This window comes from Gordonibacter sp. Marseille-P4307 (assembly GCF_900604965.1).
In the GTDB taxonomy this organism is placed as follows: Bacteria; Actinomycetota; Coriobacteriia; order Coriobacteriales; family Eggerthellaceae; genus Berryella.
This window is the reverse complement of record NZ_UWPD01000001.1, coordinates 185,699-203,670: the sequence shown is the minus strand read 5'-3', so window position 1 is coordinate 203,670 and position 17,972 is coordinate 185,699. Positions and strand designations below refer to the sequence as shown.

Sequence of the window (17,972 nt, the reverse complement as noted above, 5' to 3'; positions counted from 1 at the left end):
CGTTATACTCCAACCGTCCTTGCGGTGAAAGGGGGCAATCGCCGAAATCTTTCAAAACGGAGGCGGTAGCGCCGAATAGTCGGCGAACAGCGGGAGGGTTCGGAGGAATTCTCCACGGTTTGTTCGGTGCCTTGCGTACCGGATTCCTGCTATGATTGAGCCTCCAGGAACCAAAGGGCGCGGTACCGACTTTTCAGCAAGCCGGCCGCGCTTTTTTCAGCGTTTGACAGCATCTCGCTTACGGATTCGAGGCACGTACATGGCGTTCGTCCACTTGCACAACCATACCGAATATTCTCTGCTCGACGGTATGACTAAAATCAAAGATATGGTGAAGCGCGCCGCCGATCTGGATATGCCGGCCGTCGCCATCACCGACCACGGCGTCATGTCGGGCGTTCCGGAGCTGTGCGACGCCTGCGCCGCCGTCGAACGGGAGACGGGCAAGAAGGTCAAACCCATCTACGGATGCGAGGTGTACTTCACCGACGATGACGAGCTGCGCCGCGACGGCAAGCCGCGCCTGTTCCACCTCATTTTGCTGGCGAAGGACAACACGGGATATCACAACCTGTTGAAGCTGGTCAGCGAGTCGCACGTCGATAACTTCTACTACAAACCGCGCACGACGTTCACCATGCTTCAGAAGTACGGAGAGGGCGTTATCGCGACGTCGGCGTGCATTGCAGGCATCGTGCCGCGTCATCTGGACAAGGGGCTGTTCGACGACGCTTGCGCGTGGGCGCGGAAGCTGGCAAGCTGCTTTGCGCCCGGAGACTTCTACATCGAGCTGCAGAACCAGGGTCCCGAGGTGCGCACCGACAGCGGCATGTCGCAGACGCAGATGAATCGCCAGTTGAACGAGGTGGCCCGGACGTGCGGGTTCAAAACGGTTGCGGCCAACGACTTCCACTACCTCTTGCGCGAAGACGCCGAAGCCCACGACGTCTTGCTGTGCATCGGCACGGGCCGCAAGGTGAACGAGACCGACCGCATGCGCTTTCCCAACGACCAGTTCTACATGAAGACCGAACAGGAGATGCGCGAGGCGCTCTCCGAGTTTCCCGAGGCGTGCGACACCACCATCGAGATCGCCGAAAAATGCAACGTCGAACTCGAGCGCGACTCCATCCTGCCGCGCTTTCCGCTTCCCGAAGGAGAGACCGAGGACAGCTGGTTTCGCAAGCGCGTTCAGGAGGGCCTTGTCAAACGTTACGGGGATCCCGTTCCCGACGAAGCCCAGAAGCGCGCCGACTACGAGATGGACATCGTCATCCAACAGGGGTTTCCGGCGTACTTCCTCATCGTGCAAGAGTACATCGAGTGGGCCCGCAGCCAGGGTATCGGCGTCGGTCCTGGGCGCGGGTCGGCCGCAGGAGCCATCGTCGCGTACGCGATGGGCATCACCGACCTCGACCCTTTGAGCAACGGGTTGCTGTTCGAGCGCTTCTTGTCGCCCGAACGCGTGGAGATGCCCGATATCGACGTCGATTTCGAGGACGAGCGTCGCGGCGAGGTGATCGAGCACATCAAAGAGGTGTACGGCGAAGATCACGTGTCGGGCGTTATCACCTACGGTAAGCTGCAGGCCAAAAACGCCGTGCGCGATGCGGCGCGCGTGTTGGACTACCCCTATGGCGTGGGCGATCGGATCACGAAGCTGATCGGCGACGAGCTGGGCATCACCATCGCCGAAGCGCTGGAGAAAAACCCCGACCTCAAGGCAGCCTACGCTGCCGAGGAGGACGTGCATACCGTGATCGATGCCGCGCTGGGTATCGAGGGGCACCTTCGCAACGAGGGCGTCCATGCGTGCGCCACCATCATCTGCCGCGATCCCATGAGCGATCACGTGCCCATGAAGCGCGATACCAAGGGAGGCGGCATCATCACCCAGTACGACGGCCATTACACGCCCGATCTGGGTTTGCTGAAGATGGACTTCCTGGGTCTGCGCACGCTGGGCGTTCTTTCGCGCGCATGTCGCAACGTGAAGGCGTCGCGCGGTATCGAGATCGTACCCGAGGAGATTCCCACCGACGATCCGCTGTCGTTCAAGATCATGCAGGATGCGAACATGGACGGCCTGTTCCAGGTCGAGGGTGCTCTGTATGTCAGCCTGTTCAGCCGCTTGCCTCCCAAGCGCTTCTCCGACGTCGTCGCCTCCATCGCGCTGAACCGTCCCGGCCCGCTCGAGTCGGGCATGGTGGACGACTACGTGAAGGTTGCGTCCGGGCGCGTGGCACCGCATTACTACGACGATCGGCTGCGCGGCATTTTGGAGGAAACGTACGGCACCATGGTCTATCAAGAACAGATCATGCAGGTGTCCATGGAGATGAGCGGTTTTTCGGCCGGCAAGGCCGACAAGCTGCGCAAGGCGATGGGCAAGAAGAAGATCGATATCATGCGCCAGCTCCAGGCCGACTGGAACCAGGGCGCGACCGAGCGCGGCTACGCACTGGAAATCGCCGAGAAGATATGGGACGACGCGGAGAAGTTCGCGAAGTACGCCTTCAACAAGTCGCACTCGGCGGCCTACGCCATCCTGGTCATGCGCACGGCCTACATGAAGGCGCACTATCCCAACGAGTACATGGCGGCGGTGCTGTCCAGCTACATGGGCAACACCGACAAGCTTATTCACTACATCGCCAGCTGCAACCATAACGGCACGCCCGTGCTGCCGCCCGACATCAACTCGTCGAATGCCGAGTTCACCCCGGTCGATGATGGAATCCGCTTCGGGTTGGTGGGCGTGCGCGGCGTCGGGCGCAACGTGGCCGAGCTCATCATCGCCGAACGCGAGGCGCGGGGCGGGTTCACTTCGCTGCACGACTTCGTGCGCCGCGTCGATGCGAAATGCTACAACCGCAAAACGCTCGAAGCGCTGATCAAAGGCGGCGCGTTCGATTCGACGGGCTACACGCGCAAGCAGCTGATGTACTTCGTGGACGAAACGCCTCTGCTTGACAGCGCCGCCAAGACCCAGAAGGACCGCGATGCCGGCCAGGTCAGCATGTTCGACATGTTCGGCGACGATCCCGATTCCGGATTCGAGGACGATACCCCCGAGCCCGACGGCATCGAGTGGCCCAAACGGCAGAAGCTTGCGTACGAGAAGAGCATCTTGGGGATCTACGTCTCCGACCATCCCATGCGCCCCTACGAGCGCGCCGTCGCCAAGATCACCAAGCACCGGTTGGGGGATCTGGCCGACCACAAGGGCGACATCAAGTCCGATGTGTTCGCCGGCATGGTGAACGGCGTGGTGACCAAGCTCACCAAGACGGGCAAGCGCATGGCGACGTTCAATCTCGAGGATGTGACGGGCTCGGTCGAGTGCATCTGCTTCAAGTACGACGACAACGCCGACGCCCTCATGGAAGACAAGATCGTCAAGGTCAAGGGAAAGTTCGAGCACGGCGACCGGGGCGATCAGATCATTGCGTACGACATCGAAGAACTCGATCTGGGAGAAGGCGACGAATCGGCGGCGTCGGGAAGCGCGCGTGCGGGCCACTTCGAGCTGCGCGTGCCGTGCCATCTGTTCGATCAGGCGAAGATCCAGCAGCTCAACCGCCTTCTGGGCCAGTATCCGGGCAACGACTTCGTGGTGCTGTTCGTGGCTCAGGAAGACGGCCGCAAATTTCGGGCCGAACTTCCCATCACGGTAGATTCCACCAGCGTATTTTTGAAATCCGAGCTTCAGCAGCTATTCGGGCAAGTGGTCTGGTAGGCGGGCGGTATGCAGGACTGCAGGTGCATATCGGCCGATCGGGCGGCTTTCGAGTTGCAGGAGGGCGGTCGCGCGGTTCCCGAGGCCACGTTTTCGATCGCGCTGGGATATCGGGGCGCGGCGTTTTGCGGCTTCGCGCGCCAACCGGGACGTCTGACGGTTCAGGGCGAGGTCGAGCACGCGCTGTCGCTCATGCTGCGCCGACCGGTGGAAGTGGTGTGCGCGGGTCGCACCGATGCCGGCGTTCACGCCCGCAAACAGGTGGTTTCGGTGGACGTATACGCAAGCGAGGTTGAAAGGCTCGCGAGTCGCCGCGCCGTAAGGTCGCTTAACGCCCTTACCCACGACGATATCGTCGTGCACGAGGTCCGGCGCCGGGCACTCGGGTTTTCCGCCCGGTTCGATGCCGTCGAGCGCGAATACCGCTACCGCATCTGCACGGGCGACGTGCCGCCCCTCTTCGCAGGCGATTTCGCCTGGTTCGTTTCCGGGTCTTTGGATGTCGGGGCCATGCGCGCGGCGGCGGCTCACTTCATCGGCGAGCGCGACTACAAGAGCTTCTGCAAGGCGGCGTCTGCCATCGACAAGCCCACCTGTCGGTACGTGAGCGAGGTGTCTTTGTTCGAAGAGGACGTCATGGGCGAACTCGCCCTTGTCGTGCGCGTGGTGGGAAACGCGTTTCTGCACTCTATGGTGCGCACGATGGTGGGGTCGCTTGTCATGGTGGGGAAGGGCCAGCGCGACCCCGACTGGATCGAGCGCGCCCTCGAGGCGCGCGACCGTACGGCGGCAGGCGAATGCGCCCCTGCGCACGGCCTGGTTTTCTGGGATGTGAGGTACTGAATGCGCGCGAGAAGGGAACCCAAGGGCGACAAGAAGCGCACCGAGGCCGCGCGGTTCCGGCAGCTGTATACCAGCCGTGACGGGCGCTTGTGCGTATTCGAGGATGCCAAAGGGCATCTCACCTGCGTGCGTGCAATCCGGTTAGCATAGCCTCGGTTCGGCTGCCTCCCTCACGAAGCGCTCCGTCAGGCTTTTCCAGGAAAGCGAATTGACGCAGGCGGGGCGGGAGGGCATGGCGAGGCATTCGACGACAGCATCGGCCAGGCGCCGCTCGAAGGCGGGCAGGTCTTCTTCGATCGGTTCGTCTACGGCCTTCATGCGCGGCGGCGCCACCCAGACGATGGGGGCGTCGGGGATGTTCTTCTCGAACCAGGGACGCAGGCCGGGCAAGTCGGACAGAACCGCCTTGCACCCGCAAGCCAGGGCTTCGACGGCCGACAGTGGAAGCCCGTCGAAGAACGAGGGCAGCACGAACACCTCGCTCGAGCGGTATTTCGCCACCAGTTCGTCGAGGGGTACGCGCCCGCGCAGCGCGACGGGCCAGGCGCAGGTGCGGGCGCATTCGCAGAGGGTTTCGTACTCCGCTCGGTCGCTTCCGTGTCCGCCCACGAGATCGAGGGAGAACCCCTCGGGCACTCGATCGGCCGAGATAAGGTTGAGGGCTTCGACAAGCGCCTGGACTCCCTTCGCGCGGGATACCTTGCCCACGAACACAAGCGAGCCCTGCGCGCGATGGACGGGAGGGCCGTCGAGGTTGAAGGCGTCTTGATCGAATCCCGGTCCGGTCTGGCTGATGCGTTGGGGATCGACCCCGTAGATCCGCTCGATATCAGCTTGCTGCTGCGCATGGAGAGCGAAGATGCGGTCGAGATCGCGCACGGCTTGGATTATGCGGTCGCGCTGAAGGTCGTGCTGCTCCATTTGGCGCAGATCGGTGGAGTGGCAAAATGCCACGACGGGCCGATCCGTTACGGTTTCGCGCACGATGCTGGTCAGCAGATACAGATGATGGCAAACGACGATGTCGGGATCGAAGGATTCCAGGGTCTCTGTCAGCCTGCGGGAAAACGCCGCCTCGAACGCAGCGGCGGCGTCAGGTTCGAGGTCGCGGTAGCGGGTGGAAGGGTAGGGCATGGTGTCGGACATGCCGCACACGTTGAACGGCACCTCGTCGGTGCTGAACCGCACGGGAGCGACCTCTGTTCGATCTGGAAGGGTCTCGATTGTCTCGTTGTTTTCAATACCGCAGATCACAGCGGTTTCGTGACCCAGTAACAGCTCTTGTTCGACGGTGCGGGCAAGGAAGATGCCGCTTCCGGTGAAATCGGGCTTCTGGGCTATGACGTTGAGAATCTTCAAGATGGTTCCCCGTTTTCGCTTCGGGATCGGTTGCGGGCGGCCCATTCGAAAAGGCGGGCGTCCGAAGTGGAAAACGTGCCTGTTTTTCAGCATTGTAGCGCATTGCGTATTCGGGAGGGCGCGCGGTGCGGTATGCGCGGAGATGCGGAGAGAAAGACGGCGAAGACGATAATCTCGGCAGGCGGTTTTTCGGTTGGCGGGTGCCCGTTTGCCCGTCTTGCCGCATGTCGCCCGGTTTTGCGCGAGATGGAGAAAAACCCCTATTATGTCGAATTTCCTATGATAAAGTGATACGTATTTTAGAAGGGTAACACTTCGGAGAGGAAGGCGTTCGTATGCTTACGAGGCGTGGGTTTGTGAAGATGTCGGGAATTGCGGCTGCCGCGGTTTCGGCGGGCGGTCTGCTTTCCGCCTGTGGGTCGTCCCGTTCGTCTTCATCGGGCGAGGTTACGGAGAATAAACAGGTTGTCATGGCGATGCCGGTTGGGTCCGAGCCCGAGGCGGGCTTCGATCCGATCAGGGGATGGGGAGACGGCGGACACGGTCACGAGCCGCTGATCCAATCGACTCTGGTTACAACCGATGAGAAGCTTGCGTTCCAAAACGATCTTGCCACGTCGTATGCCGTATCTTCGGATGGCTTGTCGTGGGAGTTCAAGATTCGCAGCGACGTGAAGTTCACTGACGACAAGCCCCTGACGGCTCGCGATGTCGCCTTCACCTTCAACACCATCATGAACACGGCTGAATCCGAGGTTGATCTGTCGTTTGTCAAGGAGGTGTCGGCCCCCGACGACCAGACTGCGGTGTTCTCACTGAACAAGCCGTTCAACGCCTTGCTGTACCTTGTTGCGACCATCGGCATCGTTCCCCAGCATGCGTACGGAGCCGATTACGGTTCCAACCCGATCGGTTCGGGACGCTACAAGCTGGAGCAGTGGGATAAGGGCCAGCAGGCCATACTGGTGGCAAACCCCGGCTACTACGGCGAGGCTCCGAAGATCGAGCGCGTTGTCGTCTTGTTCATGGAAGAAGATGCCGCGTTGGCCGCCGTGCAGTCGGGCAAGGTGGACGTTGCCTACACATCGGCGGTGCTGTCCGGAGCGACGGTGCCCGGCTATTCGCTCGAGCACTATTCGTCGGTCGACTCGCGCGGCATCTCGCTGCCGATGACCGCTCCCGGTACCAGCAAGACGGCGGAGGATGGAGCGGTTTATCCGGTTGGCAACGCGGTGACGTGCGATCTTTCCATCAGACGGGCCATCAACTACGGACTGGACCGTCAGAAGTTCGTCGACAACATCCTGAACGGCTACGGCTCGGTCGCGTACAGTGTCGGCGACGGGATGCCCTGGTCGTCTGACGACATGAAGTGCAAAACCGACGTCGCGTACGCGAAGGAGATCCTCGCTTCGGGCGGATGGTCGGCGGGCGCGGACGGCGTTCTGGAGAAGGACGGCGTGCGGGCCGCGTTCGATCTGTTCTACCCGGCCAACGACAAGGTGCGCCAATCGTTTGCGAACGAGTTCGCCAACCAGATGAAAGACCTGGGTATCGCGGTGAACCTGCGCGGAACCGACTGGGACGAGATCTTCGCCCACGGATACTCTGATCCCGTTGTGTGGGGATGGGGCACCAACAGCCCTCTCGAGACGAACAGCCTGTATCGCTCGACCAGCGAGGGGAACTACGCCGGCTATGTCAGCGAGGCATGCGACGCCTATCTCGACGCTGCGCTCGCGCAGCCCAACGTCGAAGCGTCGTTCGAGTACTGGAAACTTGCGCAGTGGGATGGCTCTCAGGGGTTCGCCCCGCAGGGCGAGGCGGCTTGGGTCTGGTTGGCGAACATCGACCATCTGTACTTCGTGCGCGAAGGCCTCCATATAGCGCCCCAGAAGCCCCATCCGCACGGTCATGGTTGGTCGTTTGCCAACAACATCGACCGGTGGACCTGGTAGGCGAAACGGGGCGCCTATCTTGAGACGCTTTATCGCAAGGAACCTGGTGCGGTTCGCATTGCTGATGGTCGCCGTCAGCGTGCTTGTGTTCGTGCTGGTAAGCCTCTCTCCCATAGATCCGGTTCAGGCCAACGTCGGCCAAGCCGCTTATGCGGGCATGTCTCCCGAGAAGAAGGCCGCGCTCGCCCAGGTGTGGGGAAGCGGAACCCCGCTGTGGGAGCGCTACACCACCTGGGCTTCGGCCTTTCTTCAGGGCGATTGGGGCACCTCGCTGAGGTTCAACGCTCCGGTTCTTGACGTGATCGCGCAGCGGGCGGGCAACACGATTCTGCTGATGGCGGTCGCTTGGGCGGCAAGCGGCGTCGTGGGGTTCGGGTTGGGAGTCCTTGCGGCCGCTCGTCGGGGAGGGCGCATCGACAAACTGGTGAAGGGGTACTGCTATCTATTGGCGTCTACGCCCGCGTTCTGGCTGGGTCTGGTGTTCCTTATCGTGTTCAGCGTGCGCCTGGGATGGTTCCCCCTGGGGTTCTCGGTGCCCATCGGCACGTCGGCGTCCGATGTGACTTTTGGCGACCTCTTGCATCATCTGGCGCTTCCCGCGATCACTCTGTCGGTGACGGGGGTCGCCAACATCGCATTGCATACGCGTGAGAAGGCGATCGATGTGCTCGAGAGCGATTATATGCGGTTCGCCTGCCTGCGCGGAGCGAGCGGGCGCCAGGCTCTGTGCAGGCACGGTTTGAGAAACCTCGTGCTTCCGGCCATTACGCTGCAGTTCGCATCGATCGCCGAGATATTCGGAGGGTCGGTGCTGGTCGAGCAGGTGTTTTCGTATCCGGGCCTGGGTCAGGCCGCCGTCGTTGCGGCCACGGGCGGCGATGTGGCGCTGCTGGTGGGCATCGCTCTTGTGTCGGCGCTGTTCGTGTTCAGCGGGAACCTGATCGCCAACATCTTGTACGGCGTGGTCGATCCGCGGATACGGCGCGGAGAAGGGGCGTGCGCCGATGTCTGATCTCGAAATTCCTCGCAACCGAAGCGCCGCGCCGCTTCATGTTCCGCGTGTTTCGCGGACCAGCAACCGCGTGCGCACGCTGGCGGCTTTTTCGGTGTCGGCCGTGCTCTTGGCGCTGGTGGCGTGGCTGGGCTTCCAGTTGCAGGATGCTGCCTGTGCGACCGATTTCTCCCAGAAGGGCCTCGTTCCGTCGATGTCCCATCTGTTCGGCACCGACTGGATGGGGCGCGATATGCTGCTGCGCGTCGCGGCGGGGCTTTCCACCAGCATTACCGTGGGGTTGGTGGCGGCCGCGCTTTCGGCGCTCATCGCCCTTGCGCTATCGCTGTTCGCAACCCTCGGGGGGCCGAAGGCCGATGCGGTGGTTGCATGGATGGTCGATCTCATGATGGGGATTCCCCATATCGTGCTTTTGATCCTCATCTCGTATGCGTTGGGGAAGGGCGCGGTGGGCATCATCGTGGCGGTTGCGGTTACCCATTGGCCCAGCCTTACGCGCGTGCTGCGCGCCGAGATACTGCAGCTGCGCCAGTCCCATTTCGTGGCGACCGCTCGCAAGCTGGGGGCCAGCCGCCTGCAGATCGCCGCGCGTCATATGGTTCCCTATGTGCTTCCCCAGCTCATCGTAGGGTTCGTGCTGCTGTTTCCCCACGCGATCCTGCACGAGGCCGCCATCACGTTCCTCGGTTTCGGCATCCCCCCCGAGCAGCCGGCTATCGGGGTGGTCCTGTCCGAGTCGATGTCGTACCTTTCGGCGGGCATGTGGTGGCTGGCGGTGTTTCCCGGCCTTGCGCTTATCGTCGTGGTCATGTTGTTCGATCTCGCCGGATCTAGCCTGCGCAAGCTGGTCGATCCGCGCAGTTCGCAGGAATAGGGGGCTTCGATGGACGGCAAACGTTGCCGCATGGCGCGTGGCGGGTCGGATCGCGCGGATACGCGGCCCTCTTCTTCCGGTTTGGAATGCGCCCATCGCGGTGCCCCTTTGCTCAGGGTGGAAGGGCTGAGCATCGGTTTTCGCATGTACGATGAGGACGCTTCGTCGTTTTTCCGCGCGCACCGGCGCGAGAGGAAGGTGATTGACGGTTTGAGCCTGTCGATCGACCGCGGAGAGATCGTGGCGATCGTCGGAGCGTCGGGGTCGGGAAAGACCCTTCTGGCCAATGCCGTTATGGGTTCGTTCGAACCAAACGCCGTGGTGTCGGGCGATATATGGTTCGAGGGGCGGCACATGGATGCCGACGCGCTGGTCGCCGCGCGCGGAACCGGGATAGCCCTCGTTCCCCAGAGCGTGGCGTTCCTCGATCCCTTGATGAAGGTGGGGCGCCAGGTTGAAGGTTCGTTTGCATCGGAAGATGCGGAGGGCCGCCGCGCGCGTAGAGAAGAGCTGTTCGACCGTTACCGGTTGGATAAGCGCGTTGCCGACCTGTATCCCTTCGAGTTGTCGGGCGGTATGGCGCGCCGTGTGCTGCTGTGCTGCGCCCTCATCGACCACCCGTCTCTGATCATCGCCGACGAGCCCACGCCCGGGTTGGACCTGCCGCTGGCCTTGAAGGCCCTGGAGGATTTCCGGGCGTTCGCTGATACGGGCGGTGGCGTTCTGCTGATTACCCACGACATCGAACTTGCCCTTCAAGCGGCTGATCGGGTGGCGGTTTTCAAGGACGGAACCGTGGTGGAAGAGGTTCCGGTAAGCTGCTTCGACGATCCTGCGCTGCTCTCTCATCCGTTTTCCCGTGCGCTGTGGCACGCCCTTCCCGCGCACGGCTTCAACGTCGAGGATCGGCGGGGTCAAGCCGCGGCGGGGAAGCCCGAGGATATCGCTGCCGATCGCGTCGATGCGGGAAAGGAGCGCTAGGCGATGGCGCTGGAAGCTGAAAACGTCACGTTCGGATACCAGGGCGGCGGCACCGTGCTTTACCGGGGGTTCTCGCTGTCTGTAGAGCCGTCGGAGCGCGTGGCGCTTGCCGCTTCTTCCGGGTTCGGGAAAACCACGCTGTGCCGTTTGCTGGCCGGTTTCGAGACGCCGCTTTCGGGAAGCATCACGGTGGACGGAGCGCCGCTTCCGAAGCGCGGCGTCTGCCCCGTCCAGCTGATAGGCCAGCATCCCGAGCATGCCCTCGATCCGCGCATGAGGATGGAGCAGTCGCTTCGCGAAGCGGGCGATGTTGCACCCGACGTACTTGACGCGCTGGGCATCAAGGGCGAATGGCTGCGGAGGTTTCCCCACGAGCTTTCGGGAGGCGAGCTGCAGCGGTTCTGCATAGCGCGGGCTGTCGCCGTGGGTCCGCGCTATCTGATCGCCGACGAGATATCGACCATGCTGGATGCCGTTACCCAGGCTCAGATATGGCGCTTCCTGCTGGAGTTCGTCTGCCGGGAAGGGGTGGGCATGGTGCTGGTATCGCACAGCTCCGATCTTACGGCACGCCTCGCCACGAGGGTGGTCGATCTGGAAGCGGAGCCGCGGCCTTAAGCTAGCAGACCGAGGGCTTGGCGGGAGCCGTGCGGTCCACGAAGTAGATGCGGTACCACACGAGGAACATGTAGACGATCCAGATCTTGCGCGAGCGATCGGCTCCGGCGCGGTGCTCGTCCAGAATGCGCACGAGCTCTCCGGTGTCGAAGAACCTCTCGGCCAGATCCCCCGTGAACCACCCCTTCACCTCGTTGTAGTAGCGGTCCTGGCGCAGCCAGTTCACTACGGGAACGGGGAATCCGAGCTTTTCCTTCTGGGCCCAGTCGCGCGGGATCGCCCGTTCGGCCGCCTGGCGCAGCGTGAGTTTGGTCTGCGTATCGCTTACCTTCTGCCTGGTGGGGATGGTGGCGCTCATGGCGAACACCTCGCGGTCGAGGAAGGGCACGCGCGATTCAAGCGAATGGGCCATCGACATCTTGTCGGTTTTCAACAGGATGTCTCCCACCAGCCAGAACTGCAGATCGACGTACTGCATCCTGGTTACCTCGTCCAGGTTCGCAACCTCGGCGTAGGCGGGGGCGCACAGGGCCTGGGGCGAGGGGACGTTGGGTGGGTTCTTCATGATCGCAACGCGTTCGGCGGGGGAAAACGCCACGCCGTTCGCGTTGGTGTAGTACCAGTCCTCGGCGGTCTGGGACGCGCGCTCGAGGTAGTTCGCTCCGCGGATGCCCAGCGCGCGCATCAGCTTGGACGCGCCGCGCAGCACCGGCTTCGGGCACCACGCGAGCTTCCCGTTCGAGAAGGGGGTCTGGTAGATGCGGTACCCGCCGAAGAACTCGTCGGCGCCCTCGCCCGACAGAACCGCCTTCACCTGGGTTGCGGCGATCTGATCGACGAAGTACAGGGCCACGGCGCTGGGGTCGGCGGAAGGCTCGTCCATATGCCACTGGACCCGCGGCAGGCTGGCCCAGTACTCTTCTTCCCCGATATGCTTGGAGGTGTTGGCGATGTGCAGCTCGTCGGCCAGCTCGCGGGCCCACGAAATCTCGTCGCGCTCCCCTTCGTATTCGGCGAATCCGACGGTGAACGTTTTGATATCGGGGTTTTCCTTCGCGAGGCAGGCGGCCATGTAGCTGGAGTCGATGCCGCTGGACAGAAACGAACCGACTTCGACATCGGCCACGTTGTGGTAGCGAACCGATTCGCGCATGGTCCGATCGATCGCCTCGACCGTATTGGCTTGGCTGCGGGCGTCATCGAAGCAGTATGCGGGCTTCCACCAGCGCCGCATCTCGAGGGTTCCATCGGCCTTCACGCGCAGGCAGTGACCCTGGGGAAGCTTGAAGACCCCCTTGAAGAACGTTTCGTTCAAAGCCGAGAACTGAAAGCACAGGTACTGGGCGAGGGCCTCTTCGTTCAGCTCGCGTTTGTACGCGGGATGTTCGAGGATGGATTTGATTTCGGACGCGAAGATGAAGCGCCCCTCGGTCGCGGTGTAGTAGAAGGGCTTGATGCCGAAGAAGTCGCGGGCGCAGAACAGCTCGCGGGTCTGCCGGTCCCAGATGGCGAAGGCGAACATGCCGCGCAGCCGCTCGAGCATGTCTTCCCCCCAGGCCAGATAGCTTACCAGCAGCACTTCGGTGTCGGAGTTGGTGGAAAACTCCCAGCCGGCCGCTTCCAGCTCGCCGCGCAGGTCGCGGTAGTTGTAGATCTCGCCGTTGAATACGATCGCGAGATCCCCTTTGGCCTGCATCGACGCTTCGTCGGCGCAAGGGGAGCCGTCGCCGCGATACGCGGGGGACGTGACGCGTGCGCGGAGATCGCGGGTTGCGCGCACCATGGGTTGTCCGCCCCCGGCAAGATCGATCAGGGACAGCCTCCGGTGTCCCAGGGCGATGCCGTCGTCGAGGTAGCGGCCCTCGCCGTCGGGCCCGCGATGCTCCATGATGTCGCACATGGATCGGAGGATCGCTCCGTCTTGCTCTGTTGCGCCGGTAAAGCCGCAGATGCCGCACATGAGACCGCTCTCCTTGCCCTGGGGGTTCGAGTTTTTGTCGTTAGCGGATTAATGATAGCCGAATACCATTAGCCGGTGTTTCCTCTATGCAAAGTCGCTATAATGTGCGGATTCCCAGATTACCTATGGAAGGGAGCGTTCGGGCAGAACGCATGGAGAAAGGAAGAGGAGAGGAAATGGCATCAAGTAACGAAGCGCGCTCGGCCTGGTCAGGGCGATGGGCGTTCGTGTTGGCTGGCGCGGCTTCCGCCGTGGGCCTGGGCAACATGTGGCGGTTCCCGTATCTGGCCGCGAAGTACGGCGGAGGCACGTTCATCCTTACGTACCTGCTGCTGGTGTTCACGTTCGGCGTGTCGCTTCTGCTGCTCGAGACGGCTTTGGGCCGCAAGACCGGTCTGTCCGCCATCGGCGCGTTCAAGCATTTCGGCAAGAAGTTCGCATTCATCGGCGTTCTGGCTTCCGCTGTGCCCTTCATCATCACCCCGTATTACAGCATCATCGGCGGTTGGGTGACGAAGTACGCAGCGGCATATCTAATGAACGGCCCCGCCGCCCTCGCTGACGGCGGCAACTTCTTCGTCGGCTTCATTACCAGCCCGGTCGAGAGCTTCGTGTGGATGGGCATCTTCATGGCCATCGTGTTCGTGGTGGTCGGCTTCGGCGTCAAGGGCGGCATCGAGAAGACGAATACGTTTATGATGCCTGCGCTCATCATCATGGCCGTCGGCATTGCCATCTACACCATAACCATGCCCGGAGCCCTCGATGGTGTCGCGTACTATCTGGTGCCCGATGTCTCGAAGCTATCTGCCGAGCTGTTCATCGGCGCGTTGGGCCAGATGTTCTACAGCCTGTCGCTTGCTATGGGCATCATGATCACCTATGGCTCTTATCTGGATAAGAAGTCCAGCCTCACGTCCAGCGTGAGCCAGATCGGCATGTTCGATCTGGGCGTCTCCATCCTGGCCGGCCTCATGATCGTTCCGGCCGCTTTCGTGGCCATGGGCTCGGGTGAAGCGGTTGCCGCCAAGTCGGGTCCCTCGCTTATGTTCATCACCCTTCCCTCGGTGTTCGAGAGCATGGGCGGCATTGCGGCCATATTGGGCTTCCTGTTCTTCCTGTTGGTGCTGTTTGCGGCTCTGACCAGCGCGATCTCTCTGGTTGAGACGTGCGTGTCCATCATTCAGGACGGTGCGGGCTGGTCGCGTAAGAAGTCGCTGACCACCACCATCGTCATCGTGGTGGTCGCGGGCGTCTTCATCAACCTGGGCTACAACGGCCTCAGCTTCGTCCAGCCGCTTGGCGAGGGCTCGTCGATTCTCGATCTGTTCGACTTCGTCTCGAATTCGGTCATCATGCCCATCGTCGCGCTGATCACCTGCGTGTTTGTCGGCTGGATCCTCAAGCCCCAGACGCTTATCGACGAGGTCGAGCTTGCCGGTCCGTTCAAGCTGAAGAGCGCCTGGACGGTTATGATCAAGTACGTCGCTCCGGTTCTCGTGACCCTCATTTTGGTCGCGTACGTGGGTGCGCAGTTCGGCATCTTCAAGTTCTAGGCGGATCGCGGGTGCGGGCGTCCCGACGGGTCGGCCCGCATCGCGGTTGCGAGGGAGCGCGCAGCAGCATAGTATGTTGCTGCGCGTTTTCGTGTATTCATCGGGTTTAGGAGTCACATGGCTTTATCGATCGGAATCGTCGGATTGCCCAACGTAGGGAAATCGACTCTCTTCAATGCACTGACCAGCAACGAGGCTCTTGCGGCAAACTATCCTTTCGCCACGATCGAGCCCAACGTGGGCGTGGTGCCCGTGCCCGACGGACGCCTCGAGAAGCTGTCCGCCATCGACGGTGCGGCGCGCATCATCCCTGCAACGGTGGAGTTCGTGGACATCGCCGGGCTGGTTGCGGGAGCGTCGCGTGGCGAGGGCCTGGGCAACCAGTTTCTGGCCAACATTCGCGAGACCGACGCGATCTGCCAAGTCGTGCGCTATTTCAGCGATCCCGACGTGGTGCATGTCGATGGCAAGGTGAACCCGGCAAGCGATGTGGAGACCATCAACACCGAGTTGATCCTGGCCGATCTGGCAACGGTCGAGAAGGCCCTGCCGCGTCTCGAGAAGGACGCGAAACGCGATAAAACGCTGGTGCTCAAGTTGGAAACCGCCCGCAGTCTGGCCGCGCATCTGGGGGAGGGCCACCGCGCCCGCACGCTCGATCTTTTCGACGAGCAGAAAGGGTCTATCCGAGATCTCCACCTGCTTACGATGAAGCCCGTCTTGTACGTGGCGAATGTGGACGAGGGTCAGGTTGCGGTCGATCTTGCCGAGATCGACGGTTGCAAACCGGTTCCCATTAGCGCGAAGGTCGAGGCCGATCTCGCCGAACTCGATCCCGAAGACGCCGCCTTGTTCTTGGAAGAGCTGGGTTTGGAGGAAAGCGGTTTGGCGCGCTTGGCTCGCGAGGCCTATGCGCTTTTGGGGTTGCAGTCGTACTTCACCAGCGGCGTGCAGGAGACCCGCGCCTGGACCATTCCCGTCGGTGCCAAAGCTCCCCAGGCGGCCGGAGTTATCCATACCGACTTCGAGCGCGGCTTCATCAAGGCCGAAACTGCATCGTATGAGGACTATGTTGCCTACAACGGGGAGGCGGGGTGCCGTGCGGCCGGAAAGCTTCGCCAGGAGGGCAAGGAATACGTCGTCAAGGACGGCGATGTCATGCACTTCAAATTCAACGTGTAGGCCTTCATGCCCTCTATCGACGAGGCGCGTCAAGCGCTCAGAATGCATTTCGGGTACGAAGGGTTTCGGCCCGGGCAGGATCGGGTCGTCCAGGCTTTGCTGGAAGGTCGCGACTGCCTGGGCGTGATGCCCACGGGTGCGGGGAAATCGGTGTGCTACCAGATCCCGGCGGTGGTCTTGGGAGGCGTCACCATCGTGGTGTCTCCGCTGGTGTCGCTTATGGGAGACCAGGTGCGCAGCTTGCTGGAGGCCGGGGTGCGTGCGGCCTACCTGAACTCGTCCCTTACGCCGGGCCAGCAAGAGACCGTGCTGAGGCGCGCGCGGGAGGGCGCCTATCAGATCATGTACGTTGCTCCCGAACGTCTCGCCGACCCGCGGTTCGCGCTGTTTGCCCGCGAGGCCGACGTCGTTGTGTTCGCGGTTGACGAGTCGCACTGCGTTTCGCAATGGGGCCAGGACTTTCGCCCTTCGTATCTGGGCATCGGGGAGTTCGTGGCGTCTCTGCCCCGCCGTCCCGTCTTCGCGGCGTTCACGGCGACGGCAACCCAGCAGGTAAGAAGCGATATCGAGCGAATCTTGGGTCTGTCCGACCCGTTCGTCGTCGTGACGGGGTTCGATCGCCCCAACCTCGGTTTTTCGGTCGAGCAAAGGGCAACGAAGCACAAACTCGAGCGTATAGCGCGGCACGTGGCTGAACATCCGAACGATAGCGGCATCGTGTACTGCTCGACGCGCAAGGACACCGACCGCGTGTGCGAATATCTGCGCGAGCGGGGCGCGTCGGCAACGCGATACCATGCCGGTCTTGCCAGCATGGAGCGAACGGAGAACCAACGCGCGTTCGTCAACGACGATGTCCAGGTGATGGTAGCCACCAATGCATTCGGTATGGGAATCGACAAGTCGAACGTGCGCTACGTCATCCACCACAACATGCCGGGCAGCATCGAGGCGTACTACCAGGAGGCCGGGCGTGCCGGACGTGATGGCGAGCCGTCCGAATGCATCCTTTTGTGGAACGATTCGGATATCGCCACCTGCCGATTCTTCATCGAAGCCGAGTCCGGAAACGAAAAGCTCACCGATGACGAGGCCGCGTGCGTGCGCATGACGCAGCGGCGCCTTCTGGCGTCGATGGTGGGGTACTGCACCACCACGCAGTGCCTGCGTTCGTACATCCTGGGGTATTTCGGCGAACGATCCGTGCGCGATCGGTGCGGGAACTGCTCGAATTGCGCGGGAGGGTTTTCGACCGTGGACGTGACCTCGACCGCGCGGGCGATCATGCGCTGCGTGCACGAACTGCGCGGTCAGTACGGCAAGGGCATGGTGGCAGACGTGGTTACCGGTTCGCGCAGCCAGAAGATTCGCGAGGCGGGGCTGGACCACTGCTTTTCCTACGGCAGCGTCCAGGATTCCGCGCGAACAGTTAAAGAAGTGATCGAGCTTTTGGCTTCGACGCGCTATCTGGAAGTGAGCGAGGGAAAGTATCCGCTTGTCGGATTGGGGGACCGTTTTCGAGAAGCGGCTGACGAGGGCTTCAAGCTCGAGATGAAGCGCGTCAGCGCATCGGCATCGGCGACGTTGCATCGCACGCGCTCGTCTTCCGCTCAAGCGCTTACGCAGGATCAGAGGCTGCTGTTCGATCGTCTGCGCGCCGTGCGCAAAGAGCTTGCCTTGCGACAGGGGGTGCCTCCGTACGTGGTATTCAGCGATTCAACGCTGCGGGATATGTGCGAGCGCATGCCGCGTACCGAGGCGGAGATGCTGGAGGTTGCCGGCGTCGGACAGACCAAGCTTGCTCGGTACGGAGCCGCTTTCATGGACGTCGTCAAGGAGTTTTCCGGCCGGGCGTAGGGCGGATCGCTTGACGGGCGCCGTCGTGTGCGC

The 17,972-nt window shown here is 62.2% G+C and carries 12 protein-coding genes; 10 read left to right on the top strand and 2 right to left on the bottom strand.

Annotated elements, in window-relative coordinates; translation table 11 throughout:
- Window positions 1–259: 259 nt before the first annotated feature.
- Both dnaE and truA read left to right on the top strand, forming a co-directional pair.
- Complete coding sequence (dnaE, locus tag EIH26_RS00915; RefSeq protein WP_124060346.1) at window positions 260–3,739, top strand: DNA polymerase III subunit alpha; 3,480 nt, start codon at window positions 260–262, stop codon at window positions 3,737–3,739.
- A 9-nt stretch (window positions 3,740–3,748) separates the two neighbouring features.
- The gene (gene truA / locus EIH26_RS00910; RefSeq protein WP_124060345.1) at window positions 3,749–4,582 is read left to right on the top strand and encodes a tRNA pseudouridine(38-40) synthase TruA; all 834 of its coding nucleotides are present in this window, start codon (window positions 3,749–3,751) and stop codon (window positions 4,580–4,582) included.
- A 141-nt stretch (window positions 4,583–4,723) separates the two neighbouring features.
- Here truA and EIH26_RS00905 read toward each other — a convergent pair whose 3' ends face one another.
- Entirely contained in the window at window positions 4,724–5,941 is a 1,218-nt protein-coding gene (locus EIH26_RS00905; protein ID WP_164470932.1) for a glycosyltransferase family 4 protein, read from the bottom strand.
- Window positions 5,942–6,276: 335 nt separating this feature from the next.
- On the opposite strand from EIH26_RS00905, the gene EIH26_RS00900 reads away from it, so the two are divergent.
- The 5 genes from EIH26_RS00900 to EIH26_RS00880 are packed head-to-tail and all read left to right on the top strand — an operon-like array spanning window position 6,277 to window position 11,384.
- Complete coding sequence (locus tag EIH26_RS00900; RefSeq protein WP_124060343.1) at window positions 6,277–7,899, top strand: ABC transporter substrate-binding protein; 1,623 nt, start codon at window positions 6,277–6,279, stop codon at window positions 7,897–7,899.
- A 46-nt stretch (window positions 7,900–7,945) separates the two neighbouring features.
- Window positions 7,946–8,911, top strand: a complete 966-nt coding sequence (locus tag EIH26_RS00895; RefSeq protein ID WP_241152714.1) for an ABC transporter permease subunit — start codon at window positions 7,946–7,948, stop codon at window positions 8,909–8,911.
- A complete protein-coding gene (locus EIH26_RS00890) occupies window positions 8,904–9,785 on the top strand; it encodes an ABC transporter permease (protein ID WP_124060341.1) in 882 nt (293 codons plus the stop codon). The genes EIH26_RS00895 and EIH26_RS00890 overlap by 8 nt, the downstream gene beginning before the upstream one ends.
- Before the next feature lie 9 nt (window positions 9,786–9,794).
- Window positions 9,795–10,766 (top strand): ATP-binding cassette domain-containing protein, encoded by a 972-nt coding sequence (locus EIH26_RS00885; protein ID WP_124060340.1) that lies wholly within the window; start codon window positions 9,795–9,797, stop codon window positions 10,764–10,766.
- 3 nt (window positions 10,767–10,769) lie between these two features.
- Complete coding sequence (locus EIH26_RS00880) at window positions 10,770–11,384, top strand: ABC transporter ATP-binding protein (RefSeq protein ID WP_124060339.1); 615 nt, start codon at window positions 10,770–10,772, stop codon at window positions 11,382–11,384.
- 1 nt (window position 11,385) lies between these two features.
- On the opposite strand, the gene asnB is transcribed toward EIH26_RS00880, so the two are convergent.
- Window positions 11,386–13,344 (bottom strand): asparagine synthase (glutamine-hydrolyzing), encoded by a 1,959-nt coding sequence (asnB, locus tag EIH26_RS00875; RefSeq protein WP_124060338.1) that lies wholly within the window; start codon window positions 13,342–13,344, stop codon window positions 11,386–11,388.
- A 176-nt stretch (window positions 13,345–13,520) separates the two neighbouring features.
- Between asnB and EIH26_RS00870 the strand changes: the two genes are divergently transcribed.
- From EIH26_RS00870 to recQ, 3 genes are all read left to right on the top strand, one after another.
- Entirely contained in the window at window positions 13,521–14,900 is a 1,380-nt protein-coding gene (locus tag EIH26_RS00870; RefSeq protein WP_124060337.1) for a sodium-dependent transporter, read from the top strand.
- Between the two features lie 117 nt (window positions 14,901–15,017).
- Window positions 15,018–16,082: a redox-regulated ATPase YchF gene (gene ychF / locus EIH26_RS00865; protein ID WP_124060336.1), complete on the top strand. Its 1,065-nt coding sequence runs from the start codon at window positions 15,018–15,020 to the stop codon at window positions 16,080–16,082.
- A gap of 6 nt (window positions 16,083–16,088) precedes the next feature.
- Window positions 16,089–17,939, top strand: coding sequence for a DNA helicase RecQ (recQ, locus tag EIH26_RS00860; RefSeq protein WP_124060335.1), 1,851 nt, complete (start codon window positions 16,089–16,091; stop codon window positions 17,937–17,939).
- Window positions 17,940–17,972 lie beyond the last annotated feature (33 nt).

What these genes read in the sequence shown, in the direction of transcription:
- EIH26_RS00900 (WP_124060343.1), top strand. Translation starts at nt 6,277, where the DNA reads ATGCTTACGAGGCGTGGGTTTGTGAAGATGTCGGGAATTGCGGCTGCC.
- EIH26_RS00890 (WP_124060341.1), top strand. Translation starts at nt 8,904, where the DNA reads ATGTCTGATCTCGAAATTCCTCGCAACCGAAGCGCCGCGCCGCTTCAT.
- EIH26_RS00880 (WP_124060339.1), top strand. Translation starts at nt 10,770, where the DNA reads ATGGCGCTGGAAGCTGAAAACGTCACGTTCGGATACCAGGGCGGCGGC.
- ychF (WP_124060336.1), top strand. Translation starts at nt 15,018, where the DNA reads ATGGCTTTATCGATCGGAATCGTCGGATTGCCCAACGTAGGGAAATCG.
- EIH26_RS00885 (WP_124060340.1), top strand. Translation starts at nt 9,795, where the DNA reads ATGGACGGCAAACGTTGCCGCATGGCGCGTGGCGGGTCGGATCGCGCG.
- truA (WP_124060345.1), top strand. Translation starts at nt 3,749, where the DNA reads ATGCAGGACTGCAGGTGCATATCGGCCGATCGGGCGGCTTTCGAGTTG.
- asnB (WP_124060338.1), bottom strand. Translation starts at nt 13,344, where the DNA reads ATGTGCGGCATCTGCGGCTTTACCGGCGCAACAGAGCAAGACGGAGCG.
- EIH26_RS00870 (WP_124060337.1), top strand. Translation starts at nt 13,521, where the DNA reads ATGGCATCAAGTAACGAAGCGCGCTCGGCCTGGTCAGGGCGATGGGCG.
- dnaE (WP_124060346.1), top strand. Translation starts at nt 260, where the DNA reads ATGGCGTTCGTCCACTTGCACAACCATACCGAATATTCTCTGCTCGAC.
- recQ (WP_124060335.1), top strand. Translation starts at nt 16,089, where the DNA reads ATGCCCTCTATCGACGAGGCGCGTCAAGCGCTCAGAATGCATTTCGGG.